The following is a 15,388-nucleotide window of genomic DNA, read 5'->3' as shown; positions in this document are numbered from 1 at the left end:
CCCCTCCGAGCCCACCAGGAGTCCCCATGCTGTACCTGATCGACCCTCGCGGGGCCGTGTGGTCCGCCGACACCACGATCGGCCGGGCGCGGGCCCGGGCCCGCGTGGACGGCCGCCCGGTCGACGACCTGAAGTTCACCAAGGCCGCCATGCTCCTGACCTTCGAGGACCATGTGGACCTCGCGCTGCGCCACGGGGTCGCCGCCCCGCGCGGCCTCCTCCTCGACCACGGGTTCGTGGCCCAGGTGCTCGCCCCCGCGAACCTGAAGGCCCAGCGCGCCAACCAGGACGCGATCGCCGAGCAGCTCGCGGTGGTGGAGCGTCGCACGGAGGACGTCGGATCGCTGCGCTCCCACCGGCACGCGGCCGCCTACGAGGGCGCGGACCAGGATCTGGAGCGCCGCATCACGAAGGCGGAGGAGGCGGCCCGCGAGACGCTCCAGGCGGCCCCGGACGAGGACCTCGTCCGCCACTGGACGCGCCTGGGCGGCGCGGTGCCGGCCACGCTCCAGGCCGACCGCGACCGCTGACCCGCCGGCCGCCGTCGTCGTGGTGGCTCCCGTGGACGGCGGCTCAGGCTGCCGCGAGCCAGACGTTTCGGCGGTTTCGCGGCCCGATCTGCAGCAGAATCATCTGGCTCACGGGCAGAAACGTCTGGCTCGGCGCTCCTCGGCGGTCGCGGGCTCGCAGCCTCCCGCCACGGAACCCCGCGCCCGCTCAGGGCGTGGGGTTCCGTGCGTCGTAGCGCAGGAAGCCGGGCTGCCACCGCATCAGCGCGCTCACGCCGAGCATGCACAGCACACCGCCGGCCAGCAGAGTCGGCCCCTCCCCCAGGCCCACGGACGCACCGCCGGTGATCAGCTCGCCCAGGCGCGGCCCGCCCGCCACCACGACGACGAACACGCCCTGCAGCCGGCCGCGCAGGTGGTCCGGGGTCGCGGACTGCAGGATCGAGCCGCGGAAGACGCCGGAGAGCGAGTCCGCGGCCCCGCCCACCGCCATGCACAGCGCGGCGAGGGCGAACGCGAGCGTGAGGCGGGGATCGCCGTCGGGCAGGGACTGCGCCCACCACACCACGCCGCCGAACGCGGCCACCGCCGCGCCCCACACGAGGATCGAGACGTACACGCCCCAGCCCTGCGCATGCAGGCGTGTGAACGGCGCGGAGAACAGTCCCGCGAGGAACGCGCCCGCCGCCATCGCGGCCAGCAGCACCCCGACGGCGGCCTCACCGCCGCCGAGCACCACGGCGCCGATGGCGGGCAGCAGGGCGCGCGGGAACGCCGTCGTCATAGCCACGATGTCCGCCAGGAAGGTCATCCGCAGGTTCGGTCGCGAGCCGAGGAAGCGCAGGCCCTCGACCACCGAGGCCAGGCCCCAGCGCGTCCCCGAGGCGGTCGCGGTCTCGGCCCGCTGCGGCGGCAGGGACGGCAGCCGCCACACGGCGTACAGGGCGGCGAGGAAGGTGACGACGTCGATCGAGTAGGTCCACGCGTAGCCGACCGCCGCCACGAGCACGCCGCCCAGCACGGGGCCGACCATCAGGGCCACGGAGAACGTCATCATGTTCAGCGCGTTCGCCGCCGGCACGAGCGGCAGGCCCACGAGCGCGGGGATGATCGCGCCGCGGGTGGGCTGGTTGATGCCGGACGCGCCGGAGTGCAGGGCCACGAGGGCGTACAGCACCGGCACCGACTCGAGCCCGGCCCAGGCCTGCGCGGCGATGCCGACCGTGGTCAGCCACATGACGGCCGACGAGGTCAGTGCGACGCGGCGGCGGTCGTGCCGGTCCGCGATCGCGCCGCCGTACAGGCCCGCGACCACGAGGGGCACGAGCGCGGCGAGGCCGAGCAGGCCCACCGCGAACGAGGAGCCGGTCAGGGCGAACACCTCGAGGGACACCGCCACGAGCGTGAGCTGCGTGCCCACGTACGCGAGCGTGTTGCCGAGCCACAGCCGCCGGTAGGCGGGTGAGACCCGCAGCGGGGTGATGTCGACGAGGAGGCGGGCCACCCCGGAAGCCTAGCGCCGGGGCGGCCAGGGCCCGCCCCGGATCAGGCGGTCGGGACGGAGGCCCCGTCGCGGGAGATGCGGGTCATCTCCTCCCGGTCCACGACCTTCACCCGCTCCCGCGCCACCGGACCGGCCTCCGTGGCCTGCGCACCCAGGGACTTCTCATGCTCATCCAGAGCATGCCAACCGGCCCACGTGGTGTACGGGACCTCACGGGACTCGAGCAGCTCGATCACCGACTCCTCGGAGGGCTCCTGGGCCGTCCACAGCCCCGGCTCGTCCTCGATCAGATGCTTGATCGTCTCCAGGGAGTCACCCTTGGTGTGCCCGATCAACCCCACCGGGCCCCGCTTGATCCACCCCGAGGCATACAGACCCGGCACCGGGGCGCCGTCCGCATCCAGCACACGACCCTCCGCGTTCGGGATCACCCCGCGCACCTCATCGAACTCCACCCCCTCCACGGGCGAACCGAAATACCCCACGGCCCGGTAGATCGCCTGCACCGGATAGTCCACGGTCTCCCCCGTCGGACGGACCCCACCGGAACCGTCCAACTCCATCCGGCGCATCCGCAGACCGTCCACCCGGCCGTCCCCGTCCTCGTCCAGGAACTCCTCCGGGGCCTGCAGGAAATGCAGGTGCAGCCGACGCGAGGCGCTCTGCTGACGGTCCTCCTGCTCCATGAGCCAGTTCGTCAACGTCCCCACCATCGTGCGGACCTGGTTGTTCTCCTCGATCGCCTTCTCCGAGGCCTCATCGAAGTCGAAGTCCTCCTCGTACAACACGATGTCCACATCCCGGGAATGCGCCAGCTCCCGCAGCTCCAACGGGGTGAACTTCACCTGCGCCGGCCCACGCCGACCGAACACGTGCACATCCGTGACCGGGGAAGCGGCCAGGTCCCGGTACACGTTGTCCGGGATCTCGGTGGGCAACAGATCCTCGGCATGCTTGGACAGGATCCGGGCCACATCCAGGGCCACGTTCCCGTTGCCGATCACCGCCACCTGCGTGGCCTCCAACGGCCAGTGCCGCGGCACATCCGGGTGCCCGTCATACCAGGACGCGAAATCCGCGCCACCGAACGAGCCGGCCAACTCCACCCCCGGCACGTCCAGGACCGCGTCCCGCACAGCCCCGGTGGAGAACACGATCGCATCGTAATGCCGACGCAGATCCGCCAGGCTCAGGTCCGTGCCGTAGTCCACGTTCCCCAGGAAACGGATGTCCCCGCGGTCCATGACCTTGTGCAGCGCGGTCACGATGCCCTTGATGCGCGGATGGTCCGGAGCCACCCCGTAGCGGATCAGACCGAACGGGGCCGGGTACCGGTCGAACAGGTCGATGCTGACACGGAAGTCCCGTTCCTCCTTGGTCAGGATGTCCGCCGTGTACACCCCGGCGGGTCCGGCACCGATGATGGCGATGCGCAACGGGCGGTCAGGGCGAACGGTCACGGTGGGTGGGTCCTTTTCGACGACGGCGGGGCACGCCGGCGGAGCGCGGGGCAAGGCCCGGCACCGGCGCGCGGGATCGACCCCCCAGTCTACCGCCGTGACCGGGAGGAACCTGGGTGAGAGTGCTCACCCGGACCGTACAGTGGTCCGCGTGAGCCCCTCCTCCCCCGCTGTCCGGCCCGGCGTGACCCCCGACGGCGCCGCCCCCGACACCGGCGCCCTGCCCACCGTCTCCCCCGCCCCGGCCGATGACCCGCGTGGGCTGGCCCTCGGCTTCACCGCCTACTTCGTGTGGGGCCTGCTGCCGCTCTACATGGCGGTGCTCGCGCCCGCCGGGGCCCTGGAGATCGTGGTGGTGCGCATCGGCTTCGCCCTGATCTTCTGCCTGCTGCTGCTGACCGTGATGCGCCGCCTGCGCGAGCTGGGGACGGCGCTGGCCACGCCCGGCCGCTGGGGCACCACGGGTCTGGCCGCCGGGATCATCGCGGTGAACTGGCTGCTGTACGCGGTCTCGGTCACCACGGGCAACGTGCTCCAGGCGTCGCTGGGCTACTTCATGAACCCGCTGGTGAATGTCCTGCTCGGCGTGCTCTTCCTCGGGGAGCGGCTGCGGCGGGGCCAGTGGGTGGCCGTCGGGATCGCGGTGGCCGCCGTCGTCGTGATGTCCGCGGCGATGGGGCAGGTGCCGTGGATCGCGCTCGGGCTGGCCACCTCGTTCGGGCTCTACGGCTTCGTGAAGAAGCGCTTCCCCTCCCCGTGCACGCGGTGACCGCGATGACCGCCGAGACCGTGGTGCTGATCCCCGTGTTCGTGGTGGGCAGCGTGCTGCTGGCGCAGGCCGGGCTGCTCACCACCGTCACCGAGGGGCCCGGCCACTTCTGGCTCATGGCCGGGCTCGGCGTGCTCACCGCCGTTCCGCTCATCCTGTTCTCGGCGGCGGCCCGCTCCCTGACGCTGACCACGCTCGGGATGCTGCAGTACACGGCGCCCATCCTGCAGTTCCTCGTGGCGGTCACGGTCCTCGGCGAGCAGATGCCCGCGGCCCGCTGGGCGGGCTTCGGGCTCATCTGGCTCTCGCTGGCGGTCTTCACCCTCGACCAGCTGAACGCCTCCCGCCTGCAGCGTCGGGCGGTCCGGGCCGGGCAGGGCGCGCACGCCTAGACTGGCGGCATGCCCGCCAAGCCCCCCGCCCCCGTGTACCTCCCGGCCTTCCAGCGGCTCGTCCCGGACCTGCTGGGCGACGCCTGGGCCGAGGACGACGGCCTCGCCCCCGCCGACGTCGACGCCCGGCTGGCCCAGTCCCCCGCGGCGGAGCAGCTCGGCGCCGGGCTCATGATCCCGGCTGCTCTCCGCGAGTTCTACCTCGCCCTGGGCAACTGCGGCGACCTCATGGAGACGGACCACTACGTGTGGGACCCCGAGGACCTCGAGGTGCGGGACGGCTTCCTCATGTTCCTGGAGGATGCGGACGAGACGGTCGTGTGGGGCCTGCCGGTGGACAACCTGGCGTTGCCGGACCCACTGGTGTGGCGGCGCTCCGCCGGTGCCGATGCCCCCGAGGGTCAGTGGCAGGACGAGGGCGGCACCTTCAGCGAGTTCCTCACGGACCTGCTCGCGTGGACCTTCGAGGACCCCGAGGACGACGACGAGGGTCCGGACCGGTGACCGCGCCCGCCCCGGTCTCCCACGCCCCGGACGGCTACGTCTGCCCGTTCTGCGGGCTCGCAGCCGGCGACGTCTCCGACCCGGGCAACCGTTGCGAGCTCGGGGACACCGTCTACCAGGACGAGGACCTGCTCGTGCTCATCGCCGTGGACGGGTTCGGCGAGCACGAGGGACACGCCATGGTCTGCCCGGCCGAGCACTACGAGAACCTCTACGACCTGCCCCCGCGCGTGCTGCAGCGCATCGCCCTGATGGCCCAGCAGGTGGCGCTGGCCATGAAGCGTGCGTGGGCCCCGGAGGGAATCTCCACGCGCCAGCACAACGAGCCCGCCGGCAACCAGCACGTGTGGCACTACCACCTGCACGTCTTCCCGCGCTTCGAGGGGGACCTGCTCTACCGGCAGCTGCGCCACCCGGTGGCCCCGGAGGTCCGCGCCCTCAAGGCCCGGGAGCTCGCGGCCGCGCTGGACCCCGCCCCGACCCGCCTGGACTGAGCGGCCGCCCCGGATCACGGCGGTGACGCCGCGGACCGCGGCGTCAGGCCGAGCGCCCCACCACGTAGTCGGCGAACGCCTCGAGCGCCGCCTTCACGGCGGAGTCCGGCAACGGGTCGAGCGCCTGCTTGGCCTGCTCCGCCCAGCCGCGGGTGATCGCCCACGCCTCGTCGATGGCGGGGTGGCCCGTGAGCGCGGCGACGGCGGCGGCCAGCTGCTCGTCGGTGTCGAGCGGCCCGTCCACGAGCGCGCGCACCCGGCGGGCGTCCTCGGCCTCCGGCCCCTCGCCCTGCGCGGCGCGGGCCAGCAGCAGCGTGGTCAGGGTGGGCACGCGCTCGCGCAGGTCCGTGCCGGGGACCTTGCCGATCCGCTCGGCGTCGCCGGTGAGGTCGATCAGGTCGTCGGCGAGCTGGAAGGCCAGGCCCACCTTCTCGCCGTAGGCGCGCATCACCTGGACGGCGGCCTCGTCGGCCCCGCCCAGCAGCGCGCCGAGCATGCCCGCCGCGGCGATCAGCGAGCCGGTCTTGCCGGAGAGCACCGCGTAGTAGTGCTCGATCGGATCCGCGCCCTCGGCCGGGCCGCGGGTCTCCCACAGCTGGCCCTGCACGAGGCGTTCGAAGGTGTCCGCCTGGATCTGCACGGGCCGCGGGCCCAGCTCGGCCATGAGCTGGGAGGCGCGGGCGAAGATCAGGTCGCCGGCCAGGATCGCCGCCGAGTTGCCCCACAGCCGGTGGGCGGCGGGAGCGCCGCGGCGCACGGGGGCCTCGTCCATCACGTCGTCGTGGTACAGCGTGGCCAGGTGCGTCAGCTCCATCACGACGGCGGCCTGGCGGGCGGGCGCGTCCACGTCGGCGACCTCGCCGGAGGCCAGGGCGGGATCGCCCAGGAGGGAGGCGAGCACCGTCAGGACCGGACGGACCCGCTTGCCGCCGGCGGCCATCAGGTGGTGGGCGGCGGTGTCGGAGAACAGGTCGTCGAAGCCGAGGGCGGTGTCCAGCTGCTCCTCGACCTGCTCGAGCGCGGTCAGCACGACCTCCAGGACACGGCCATGCTCGGCGAGGGGTTCGAAGCCGGAGGGCAGGGCGAAGCCGGGGTCTGCGGAGGTCACCGGGCAAGCCTACCCAACGGCGCGCCGCCCGCGGTCGTCAGCGCGGGGGTGAGCGCCTCGAGCACGCGGACGGCCCGGTCGACGGCGTCGCCGCCCCGCGCGTCCACCGTGTTGCCCATGACCTTCACCGCGGCCCGCAGCAGCGGGGGTGCGGCCATCCCGGCGCCCAGCGCCGCCTTCATCACCCGCGGATCGCCGATCAGGCGGGCGAACCGGGCGCCGAGGGCGAAGTGGCGGCCCCACAGGTGCTGGGTGATCACCGGGTAACGGGACAGGATCGCGTCCGCGGCGCCGTCGGTCCCGGCCGCGTGCGCCTGCACGGCCAGGTCCGCGGCGAGGCGGGCCGCCTCCATCGCGAACCCGATGCCCTCGCCGTTGAACGGGGACACCATGCCGGCCGCGTCGCCCACCAGGAGCATGCCCGGCACGTGCTGCGGGGTGCGGTTGAACGCCATCGGCAGGGCCGCGCCGAGGATCCGCGAGGTGCGCGTCTGCTCGGCGATCCCCCAGTCCGCGGTGAGCGCCCCGGTCCAGGACTTCAGCAGCCCGCGGTAGTCCAGCTTCCCGAACTGCGGGGAGGTGTCCAGGATGCCCAGGCCCACGTTCACGGTGCCGTCCGCCAGCGGGAAGAGCCAGCCGTAGCCGGGCAGCGGGTTGCCCTCGGCATCCGGCAGGCGCAGCCAGGACTCCATCCACTCCCCCCGGTCGCCGGGCGGGGCGGGGTTCGCCCCGTCGACGGCGGCGCCGGCGGTGTAATAGGCCCGCACGGCCACGCCCATGGGCCGGTCCTCGCGGCGGTGCAGGCCCGCGGAGACGGCGGCGCGGGCGGAGACGCCGTCGCACGCGAGCACGATCGGCGCGGTGAAGCGGGCGGTCTCCCCGGTCTTGCGGCCGTTCGGCGCGATCAGCTCCGCGTCCAGCCCGACCACGCGTCCGGCCTCGTCCCGCACGACGCCGGTGACGGCGTGCCGCTCGCGGACCTCGGCGCCGCGGGTGCGCGCCAGGTCCGCCAGGAGGGCGTCGAAGTCCCGGCGGGTGCGGGTGAGCGCGTAGTCCGGCCACGTCTGGGTGGGCGCCCACGGCACGTCCACGCTGCGCTCGCCCGCGCGCAGCCGCAGGCCGCGGATGACGCGCCAGCCGCCGTCGTCGCCGGGCTCACCCCGGTGGGGCACGCCGAGCAGCTGCAGCTCCCGGACCGCCTGCGGGGTCAGGCCGTCGCCGCAGACCTTCTCACGCGGGTGCGCGGTCTTCTCGAGCACCACCACGTCCAGCCCCGCCGCGGCGAGGTGGGCGGCGGCGGTGGCGCCGGCGGGGCCGCAGCCGGAGATCAGCACGTCGGCACGGCGCACGACGGCGGGGGTCGAGGCGGGCGCGGGCGACGTCGGCGTGCCGGTCACTGGGGGGCCTCCTCGGCGGCGAGCTCGGCGGTGGGCGGGGCGGGGGCCGGGCCGGCGTCCGGCGCGGGGTCCGGGACGGGGCACGCGGGCGGGAACGTGGCGCGCACCGCCGCGGCCAGGGCGGCGGCGACGCGCGGGCGGTCGGCGCGGTCGCAGCGGACCTCGAGCAGACGCCGGCCGCGCACCGGGTCGGACAGGGCCCGGACGAGGTCGACGCGGTCGGTGACCCGCGTGTGCGGGAGGCCGTACGCGGCGGCCAGGGCGGCCAGGTCCACGCCGTGCGGGGTGCCGAAGAGCCGTTCGACGGGGTCCGCCATGCCGGGCGCCTCGGCCACGGCCCCGTGTTCGAGGCTCGCGAAGATCGCCCCGCCGTCGTCGTTGACGACCACGAGGTCGAGGTCCGGCTCGGTCTCGGTGGGGCCCACGAGCAGGCCGCCCGCCTCGTGCAGGGCGGTGAGGTCGCCGAGCAGGGCCACGGTCCGCCGTCCGCGCGCCAGTGCGACGCCCGCGGCCGTGGAGACGGTCCCGTCGATCCCGGCGAGCCCGCGGTTGGCGTACACCTCCGCGTCCGGCGCCGAGGGGGGCCGCCAGGTCAGGTCCACGTCCCGGATCACCGAGGACGAGCCCAGCACGAGCGGACCCCGGACCATGGCGGCGCTCACGTGCGCCACCGTCTGCGGGCTGAGCCGGTCGCCGGCGTCGGTGGTGACGAGCGCGTCCTCCACGGCGGCCTGGGCGCGCATCGAGGCGTGCTGCCACGCGGCGAGCCAGCCGGGCTCGCCCTGCCCGGCGAAGGCGGCGAGCTCCTCGAGGGTCTCCACGGGCGTCTCCCGGCGCCGGCCCGGCTCGAACCATGGTGCGGGCTCGGGGGCGTGCAGGGCCGTGGCGACGTCGGGGCGGGCCAGCAGGGCGTTGACCGTCCGGGTGAGCGTGGGCCGGCCGAACAGCACGACCCGTTCGATGCGGGCGGCAAGGGGGTGTGCGTCCGCGTCGCGCCCGCCGGCCGCGCCCAGCAGGAGCGGATAGGCGGCGATGGCGTTGGCGGAGAACCGCGCGTTCGACGACGGCTCGGCCAGCAGGGGCAGGCCCAGGGACAGCGCGAAGGCCGCGGCCACGGGGCCGGCGCCGTGGCAGGCCAGCACGACGGTGCGCCGCTGGTCCAGGCGGGCGACGTCCAGCTCGGGCAGCCCCGAGAGCACCGCCCCGGGCGCCCGGTAGGCCGACGCGGCGGCGGCCGGGCTCGCGCCGGTCGGGGCGACGGCCGGAACAGGGGTGTGCGGCGCCGCGGCGGCGCCCATGGCGGCCGCCTCCTCAGGACTCGGCACGAGCGGGTCGCGGAAGTGCAGGTTCAGGTGGACCGGCCCGGCCGGGGCCTCTGCCATCGTCACCGGACCGGGCGCGCCGTCGTCGGAACCGGCCTCGGCGACGACCCCCTCGGCCGCCAGCAGGGCCCGGCGCACGGTGGCCCGCACGTGGCGCAGATGCTGCTCGGCATCCACGCCGTCGGCGGCGTCGCAGCCGAGGGAGGCGGCATGGCGGACGTGCGTGCCGAACACGCCCCTCTGGTCCGTGGTCTGGTTCGCGCCGGTGCCGTGCAGCTCGGGCGGACGATCCGCGGTCAGCGCGATCACGCGCGTGCCGGCGTGGATGGACTCCATCAGGGCGGGCAGCAGGTTCCCGACGGCGGTGCCCGAGGTGGTCAGCACGCCCACCGGGCGCCCCGAGGCCAGCGAGAGCCCGTGGGCGAGGAAGCCGGCCGAGCGCTCGTCCACCCGCACGTGCAGGCGGACCTCGCCGGCGCGCTCGAGGGCCGCGAGCGCGTAAGCCAGCGGGGCGGAGCGGGAGCCGGGGCAGACCACCGCGTCCCGCATGCCGGCGTCGATCAGGGCGGTGGCGACGGCGCGCGCCACGGAGAGGGAGTCGACGGAGGTCATGGTGGCCACCAGTCTAGGCCCGGGCGCGGACGGGCCCCGGACGCGGCGAGGCCGCCACGGTGACGCGGTGGCGCCGGCCGTGACGGCCTCGTCGAGGGTCCTCGCGGAGGCGGGGGTCAGCCCTTCGGGCCCTTGCCGTTGCCGTTGCCCTTGCCGTTGCCGTTGCCGTTGCCCTTGCCCTTGTTGCCCTTCTCCTTGCCGGCGCCCTTGCCGATGCCGTTGTTCCCGGTGGCGTTGAACACCTGGACGACGCACGGACGCGGGGCCGCGACCTTGTCGCCCACCTGGACCGGGCCAGTCGGGCTCAGGAAGTCCGGGAAGTAGGAGGTGTGCGCGCCCCAGGTGCCGTCCTCGCCCGGGTGCTGGACGTTGACGAACACGGAGTTGTCGCGGTCGTGGATCACGGGGCCGCAGGTCTCGGCGTCGCGGGGGACGGCGAGGAACTGCTGGACGCGGCCGCGCTCGGCGCCGTCGAGGGTGACCTTGTGCAGCGCGTCGGCGTAGCCGATGGTGCCGGGCTGGCCGTCGGTGGAGATCCAGAGGTTGCCCTCGGAGTCGAACGCCAGGTTGTCCGGGCAGGAGATCGGGGAGACCTTCTCCTTCGGGTAGCCGGCGAAGTAGGCCGAGGAGGAGACCGCCGGGTCGCCGGCGAGCAGCAGGATGACCCAGGTGAAGGTGGTGGAGGTGTGATCCCCGCCCCGCTCGGTGATCTCGATGACGTGGCCGTCGCGGTTGCCGATGACCGGGTTGGCCTCGTCCACGGCGGTGCGCTTGGTGTTGTTGGTCAGGGCCGCGTAGACCTTGCCGGTGACCGGGTTGGTCTCGACGTCCTCCGGGCGGTCCATCTTGGTGGCGCCCATCTTGTCTGCCGCGAGGCGGGTGTAGACGAGGACCTCGGCCAGGGACATGCCCGGGACGAAGGACGTCTTCTCGTCGGCCAGGGCGATCCACTCGCCGGAGCCGTCGAAGGCGCCGTCCGAGGGCAGGGTGCCCCTGCCGTCGATCTGGGCGGCCGGGGAGTCGCCGGAGAACTTGGCCACGTAGAGGGTGCCCTTGTCCATCAGGCGCATGTTGTGCTTCTTGTCGCCCTCGCGGACCTTCTCGGCGGAGACGAACTTGTACAGGTAGTCGTGGCGCTCGTCGTCGCCGGAGTAGACCACGGCGTGGCCGGACGGGGAGATCACGGCGGTGCCGGCCTCGTGCTTGAAGCGGCCCAGGAGGGTGTGCTTCACGGGCGTGGAGGTCGGGTCCTCGGGGTCGATCTCGACGACCCAGCCGAAGCGGTTGGCCTCGTTCTCGTAGCCGGGCTTGGTCAGGTCGAAGCGGTCGTGGACCTTCTCCCAGCCGCGGCTGGTGGCGGCGGCGGAGATGCCGTAGCGCTTCTCCTCGGCCGTGCCGCGGCCCTTGAAGTACTGGTTGAAGTTCTCCTCGCCGGAGAGCACGGTGCCCCACGGGGTGGTGCCGCCGGCGCAGTTGTTCAGGGTGCCCAGCACGCGGGTGCCGGTCGGGTCCTCGACGGTCTTGAGCAGCGCGTGGCCGGCGGCCGGGCCGCGGACCTCGAACTCGGTGGTGCCGGTGATGCGGCGGTTGCGGCGGCCGCCGCGGACGTACTCCCACGGGGCGCCGCGCTTGGCGCGCTTGAGGTCCACGATGGACAGGCCGTGGGCCTGGAGGCCGACGTTGACGACGTCCTCGAAGTTCGAGGCGATGTACTCCGGGGAGAACATGATGTTCTCGTTGGTGTACTCGTGGTTGGAGACGAGGTAGCCGGAGCGGTCGTTGCCGCCGTCGGTGATGATGTTCAGGTAGTCGTTGTTGTAGCCGAACTGGGCGGCCTGCGACGCACCGGTCTGGTGCTCGATGTCGAACTCCGGGGAGTCGGCGAACAGCGGGTCGCCCCAGCGGATCACGGTGCCCCAGTCGTAGCCCTCCGGCACGGTCATGGTGTCCACGGTGCGGCTCACCGGCGCGATGGGCTCGAAGGGGAGCTTGCCGCCGCCGGTCGGGCGCCGGCCGTTGTCCGCGAGCGCCTCGGGGGCCTGGGCCACCTGGGAGCCGATGACGACGGCGGCGGCGAGACCGGTGCCGCCGACCAGGGCGGAGCGGCGCGAGATGGCGGTCTCCGCGATCTGCTGGAAGGTCGGGTTCGCCGAGGTGTTGGGCACCGGGTGGGCGCACGCGTTGCCGCACTTGAGCTCGCACGTGACGGCGGAGCGGTTGCCACGGGTGTGGCCGGCCATGGGGAGGAGGCGCTTCAGCATGACGGGGTCCTTCGCGTCGTGGGGATGGTCCGGGGTCCGGTGCCGGGCCGGAGACGACCCCGGGGTGAGACCGGCCGGGGCCGCCATCACCTTGGCCCCTCGCTCCGAGCGGCGAGCCACGCCCAGGTGGCCGCGAGTTGAACTCTTCCCGGCCGCCGGATTTCGCCCCGTCGACATGCTGTAATCCGGCTCACATGCCCCGCGTCGACGGGGACCGGGCGGGCTCGTCAGCCCTGCGCGGCCAGCACCGCGTGGGCCGCGCGCAGGCGGTCGGCCCACCACGCCTGCCGCGTCCCGTCCGCCCGGATGCGGTCGAGCAGCTCCGGGTCGGGGGCGGGTGCCCGCTCCCCCGGTGCCGGGAGGGCCCCCGCGCGCGGGCGCCAGGCCGGGGCGACGACGTCGTGCTCGAAGAGGGCCGCGGTGCCGAGCCCGCACGCGTGCGGCAGGGACGGCAGGCAGGCGGCGAGCGCGGCGCCGCCGGCGATGCCCACGGAGGTGTCCAGCGCGGAGGAGACCACCGCGGGCAGCCCCGCGGCCGCCACGATCGCCGCGGCGCGGCGCACGCCCCCGAGCGGCTGGACCTTCACCACGATCAGGTCCGCGGCCCCGGCGGCCGCGACGGCGAGCGGGTCCTCGGCCTTGCGGACCGCCTCGTCCGCGGCGATCGGGGTGGGGACGCCCCGGGCGCGCAGCTCCGCGCGGACCTCCGCGAGGGCGGTGATGCCGGGCACGGGCTGCTCCGCGTACTCGAGGCCGACATCGGCCAGCGCGGTGAGCACGTCGACGGCCTCGGCGGGCGTCCAGCCGGCGTTGGCGTCGACGCGGACCTGCGCGTGGGGCAGCAGCGCGCGCACCCGCCGCACGCGGGCCAGGTCGGCCTCGCGGCCGCCGGGGACGAGACCGCCCTCGGGTCCGTGCTCGGCCACCTTGACCTTGACCGCGGTGATGCCGTCGCCGTAGCGGGCCAGGACGGCCTCGACGTCGTCCGCGGCCACCGCGGGCACGGTGGCGTTGACGGGGACGGTCTGGCGGACCGGGCCGGGCCAGCCCTGCCAGCCGGCCTCGATCGCGGCGGCCAGCCACGCGGCGCACTCGTGCGGACCGTACTCCGGGAACGGGGAGAACTCGGCCCAGCCCGCCGGGCCGCGCAGCAGCAGGGCGTGACGGAGGTCCGTGCCGCGGAACCGCACGCGCATCGGCAGGGCGACCGCGACGGCGTCGGCCAGCAGCTCCTCGACGCTCGGCAGGGCGGGACCGCCCGGCGCGCCGGGCAGCGGGGGCAGGGCGGGGGCGGTGCTCATGCGGCCAGTGTAGGAAGGGCGCTCGGCTCCCGTTCCGACGGGCGCCGGCGGGGTGGGACTGTCTGTGTCGGCGCCGACGCTCAGACGGCGCGGAGGTAGCCGAGGGCTCGGGCCAGGTCCACGGCGCGGTCGTGGGCGCCGAGCACCCCCTCCAGGCCGGCGACGACGGCGGCCGTCACCTCCTCGGTGAGATGCCAGTCGGCGGTGAACGGGTCGTCGAAGCGCGCCCACGCCGTGCCCACGGCCGCGAGCGCGCGGGTCATCTCGGTGAGGTCCCGGAAGACCGGTCGCGGCTCGTCCAGGCGGTCCTCCCAGCCCTCGTCTCCCGGGGCCATGAGCACCTGGCCGGTGGAGGCCGCGTGGATGAACGGGTCGGCGCCCTGCTTGGCCACCACGGTCCAGTCGTCGTTCCAGTCCACCAGCAGCGCACCGGTTCGGGGGTTCCACCGGTAGCCGGCCTGCTCGTCCCACAGGCGGTCCAGCGGGAAGAACATCACGGGCAGGCCGAGGGTGTCGATCTCCAGCCACTCCGGTCCCACGTAGCGGTAGAAGTCGGCCAGGTCCGGGGCGAGGGGCTCCTCGGCGGCCCACTCGATGGGCTCCTGCCGGCTCAGCCGGCCGAAGGGGGCCAGGGCGTCCCGGGCGGCCAGCAGGTCCTCGGCCGAGAGACGGGGCCGGGCGCCCGGCTCGACGCCCGGGCCGTGAGCCGAGCCGGTGGAGTCGCGGAGGGCCGGGCGATGTCCGTGGGCGGGGGGCACGCGGGTCATGGCCCCAGGCTAGGCAGGCGGCTCAGAGGCGCGGAGGACGGGACGGCGACGGGGGCGTGACCGTCCGATGAAGCCTGCATGACGGCTGCGCGTCCGACACAATGGAACCCATGCCCCCCACCGCCCGCGCCCCCCGCCGCCTCCCCTCGTGGACGTGGTGGCTGGCGCTGGCCGCGTGCGTGGCCGGCGTCGTGCTGGTCTACGCCGCCCTGGTGTGGTCCTCCGCCGGCCAGGTGCTCGAGTACCAGGTGTTCCGCGCCGTCGAGGAGCGCTACGCGGACACCGTGCCGGACGTGACCTCCCAGGTGGTGCGGATCCTGCCGCTCGCGTTGGCGGTCGGCATGGCGCTGGCCTCGCTCGGCGCGCTCGCCGTGGCCCGGTGGCGGCGGCGGGGGCTGCTCGCCCTCCTCGTGCTGGCCGGGTCCAACCTCACCACGCAGCTGCTCAAGGCGGCGCTTCCGCGGCCCGAGCACGCCGACGGGGTCCCGTGGTCCGGCGGCAACTCACTGCCCTCGGGCCACATGACGCTCGCGACGGGCGCCGCGGTGGCCGCGCTGCTGCTCGTGCCCGCCCGGTGGCGACCTCTCACCACCGTCCTCGGCGCCGTGGTGAGCTCCTGCACCGGCGCCGTCGCCTACACGGAGGCCTGGCACCGGCCGTCGGACATGGCCGCCGCGGCGCTCGTGTCCGCCGCCTGGGGCCTGCTCGCCGTGCCGTTCGCCCGGTACGACGGCGCACCGCGGCCCGTACCGCGCGGCGCCCGCGGCGTGGAGGCCACGCTCTGGTCCCTGGGCGTCGCGGGCCTGGCGGCCGGGCTGACGCTGCTGGCCCTCACCCTCGACACCCCCGCGACCAGCGGCGCAGGCCCCCACCCGGCGGCCGAGCCGGCCGGGATCCTGCTCAGCGCCTCCCCCGCGGTCCTGCTGTGGGGCGCGCTCGGCACGGCCTTTCGCCGCGGCCGCGCGGACTGACCCCTCCCCGCACGCTC

Annotated in this window: 12 protein-coding genes and 1 pseudogene; 5 read left to right on the top strand and 8 right to left on the bottom strand. The window is 74.7% G+C overall.

Features of this window, described 5'->3' with window-relative positions; all coding sequences use genetic code 11:
- Positions 1 to 26 precede the first annotated feature (26 nt).
- Positions 27 to 530, top strand: coding sequence for a hypothetical protein (locus POD19_RS05875; protein WP_115165934.1), 504 nt, complete (start codon positions 27 to 29; stop codon positions 528 to 530).
- 187 nt (positions 531 to 717) lie between these two features.
- On the opposite strand, the gene POD19_RS05870 is transcribed toward POD19_RS05875, so the two are convergent.
- Complete coding sequence (locus POD19_RS05870) at positions 718 to 2,013, bottom strand: MFS transporter (protein WP_095353652.1); 1,296 nt, start codon at positions 2,011 to 2,013, stop codon at positions 718 to 720.
- A gap of 41 nt (positions 2,014 to 2,054) precedes the next feature.
- Entirely contained in the window at positions 2,055 to 3,473 is a 1,419-nt protein-coding gene (locus tag POD19_RS05865) for an FAD-dependent oxidoreductase (protein ID WP_036317798.1), read from the bottom strand.
- Positions 3,474 to 3,615: 142 nt separating this feature from the next.
- Between POD19_RS05865 and rarD the strand changes: the two are divergent.
- The 3 genes and pseudogenes from rarD to POD19_RS05850 all read left to right on the top strand — a co-directional run bounded on the left by rarD (position 3,616) and on the right by POD19_RS05850 (position 5,632).
- Positions 3,616 to 4,634 (top strand): annotated as a pseudogene (gene rarD / locus POD19_RS05860) (EamA family transporter RarD).
- A gap of 9 nt (positions 4,635 to 4,643) precedes the next feature.
- Positions 4,644 to 5,138 carry a hypothetical protein gene (locus POD19_RS05855; RefSeq protein WP_036318078.1) on the top strand — a complete coding sequence of 165 codons (495 nt, stop codon included), beginning with the start codon at positions 4,644 to 4,646 and terminating at the stop codon, positions 5,136 to 5,138.
- Positions 5,135 to 5,632, top strand: coding sequence for an HIT family protein (locus POD19_RS05850; RefSeq protein ID WP_036318075.1), 498 nt, complete (start codon positions 5,135 to 5,137; stop codon positions 5,630 to 5,632). The genes POD19_RS05855 and POD19_RS05850 overlap by 4 nt, the downstream gene beginning before the upstream one ends.
- Positions 5,633 to 5,675: 43 nt before the next feature.
- Here the strand turns inward: POD19_RS05850 and POD19_RS05845 are convergent, their stop codons facing one another.
- From POD19_RS05845 to POD19_RS05820, 6 genes are all read right to left on the bottom strand, one after another.
- Positions 5,676 to 6,740, bottom strand: a complete 1,065-nt coding sequence (locus tag POD19_RS05845) for a polyprenyl synthetase family protein (protein ID WP_340309370.1) — start codon at positions 6,738 to 6,740, stop codon at positions 5,676 to 5,678.
- Complete coding sequence (locus POD19_RS05840; RefSeq protein ID WP_101965862.1) at positions 6,737 to 8,137, bottom strand: geranylgeranyl reductase family protein; 1,401 nt, start codon at positions 8,135 to 8,137, stop codon at positions 6,737 to 6,739. Before POD19_RS05840 ends, POD19_RS05845 begins: the two co-directional genes overlap by 4 nt.
- Positions 8,134 to 10,071, bottom strand: a complete 1,938-nt coding sequence (gene menD, locus POD19_RS05835; protein ID WP_101965863.1) for a 2-succinyl-5-enolpyruvyl-6-hydroxy-3-cyclohexene-1-carboxylic-acid synthase — start codon at positions 10,069 to 10,071, stop codon at positions 8,134 to 8,136. The genes POD19_RS05840 and menD overlap by 4 nt, the downstream gene beginning before the upstream one ends.
- A gap of 116 nt (positions 10,072 to 10,187) precedes the next feature.
- Positions 10,188 to 12,332: a PhoX family protein gene (locus POD19_RS05830; RefSeq protein ID WP_169577776.1), complete on the bottom strand. Its 2,145-nt coding sequence runs from the start codon at positions 12,330 to 12,332 to the stop codon at positions 10,188 to 10,190.
- 227 nt (positions 12,333 to 12,559) lie between these two features.
- Positions 12,560 to 13,633 carry an o-succinylbenzoate synthase gene (locus POD19_RS05825; RefSeq protein WP_036318002.1) on the bottom strand — a complete coding sequence of 358 codons (1,074 nt, stop codon included), beginning with the start codon at positions 13,631 to 13,633 and terminating at the stop codon, positions 12,560 to 12,562.
- An 80-nt stretch (positions 13,634 to 13,713) separates the two neighbouring features.
- On the bottom strand, positions 13,714 to 14,400 hold the full coding sequence (locus tag POD19_RS05820; RefSeq protein WP_036317999.1) for a hypothetical protein: 687 nt from the start codon (positions 14,398 to 14,400) through the stop codon (positions 13,714 to 13,716).
- 110 nt (positions 14,401 to 14,510) lie between these two features.
- Here POD19_RS05820 and POD19_RS05815 point away from each other — a divergent pair, with 110 nt between their 5' ends.
- A complete protein-coding gene (locus POD19_RS05815; RefSeq protein ID WP_041104931.1) occupies positions 14,511 to 15,371 on the top strand; it encodes a phosphatase PAP2 family protein in 861 nt (286 codons plus the stop codon).
- The last annotated feature ends 17 nt before the right edge of the window (positions 15,372 to 15,388 follow it).

This window comes from Micrococcus sp. GPGPB33, from assembly GCF_037853785.1.
In the GTDB taxonomy this organism is placed as follows: Bacteria; Actinomycetota; Actinomycetes; order Actinomycetales; family Micrococcaceae; genus Micrococcus; species Micrococcus luteus.
The sequence above is the reverse complement of the archived record's forward strand: the minus strand, read 5'-3'. Positions and strand labels throughout refer to the sequence as shown.

Excerpts from the sequence above, each read along its gene's own strand:
- POD19_RS05820 (WP_036317999.1), bottom strand. The coding sequence starts at position 14,400 with ATGACCCGCGTGCCCCCCGCCCACGGACATCGCCCGGCCCTCCGCGAC.
- POD19_RS05815 (WP_041104931.1), top strand. The coding sequence starts at position 14,511 with ATGCCCCCCACCGCCCGCGCCCCCCGCCGCCTCCCCTCGTGGACGTGG.
- POD19_RS05855 (WP_036318078.1), top strand. The coding sequence starts at position 4,644 with ATGCCCGCCAAGCCCCCCGCCCCCGTGTACCTCCCGGCCTTCCAGCGG.
- POD19_RS05830 (WP_169577776.1), bottom strand. The coding sequence starts at position 12,332 with ATGCTGAAGCGCCTCCTCCCCATGGCCGGCCACACCCGTGGCAACCGC.
- POD19_RS05875 (WP_115165934.1), top strand. The coding sequence starts at position 27 with ATGCTGTACCTGATCGACCCTCGCGGGGCCGTGTGGTCCGCCGACACC.
- POD19_RS05825 (WP_036318002.1), bottom strand. The coding sequence starts at position 13,633 with ATGAGCACCGCCCCCGCCCTGCCCCCGCTGCCCGGCGCGCCGGGCGGT.
- menD (WP_101965863.1), bottom strand. The coding sequence starts at position 10,071 with ATGACCTCCGTCGACTCCCTCTCCGTGGCGCGCGCCGTCGCCACCGCC.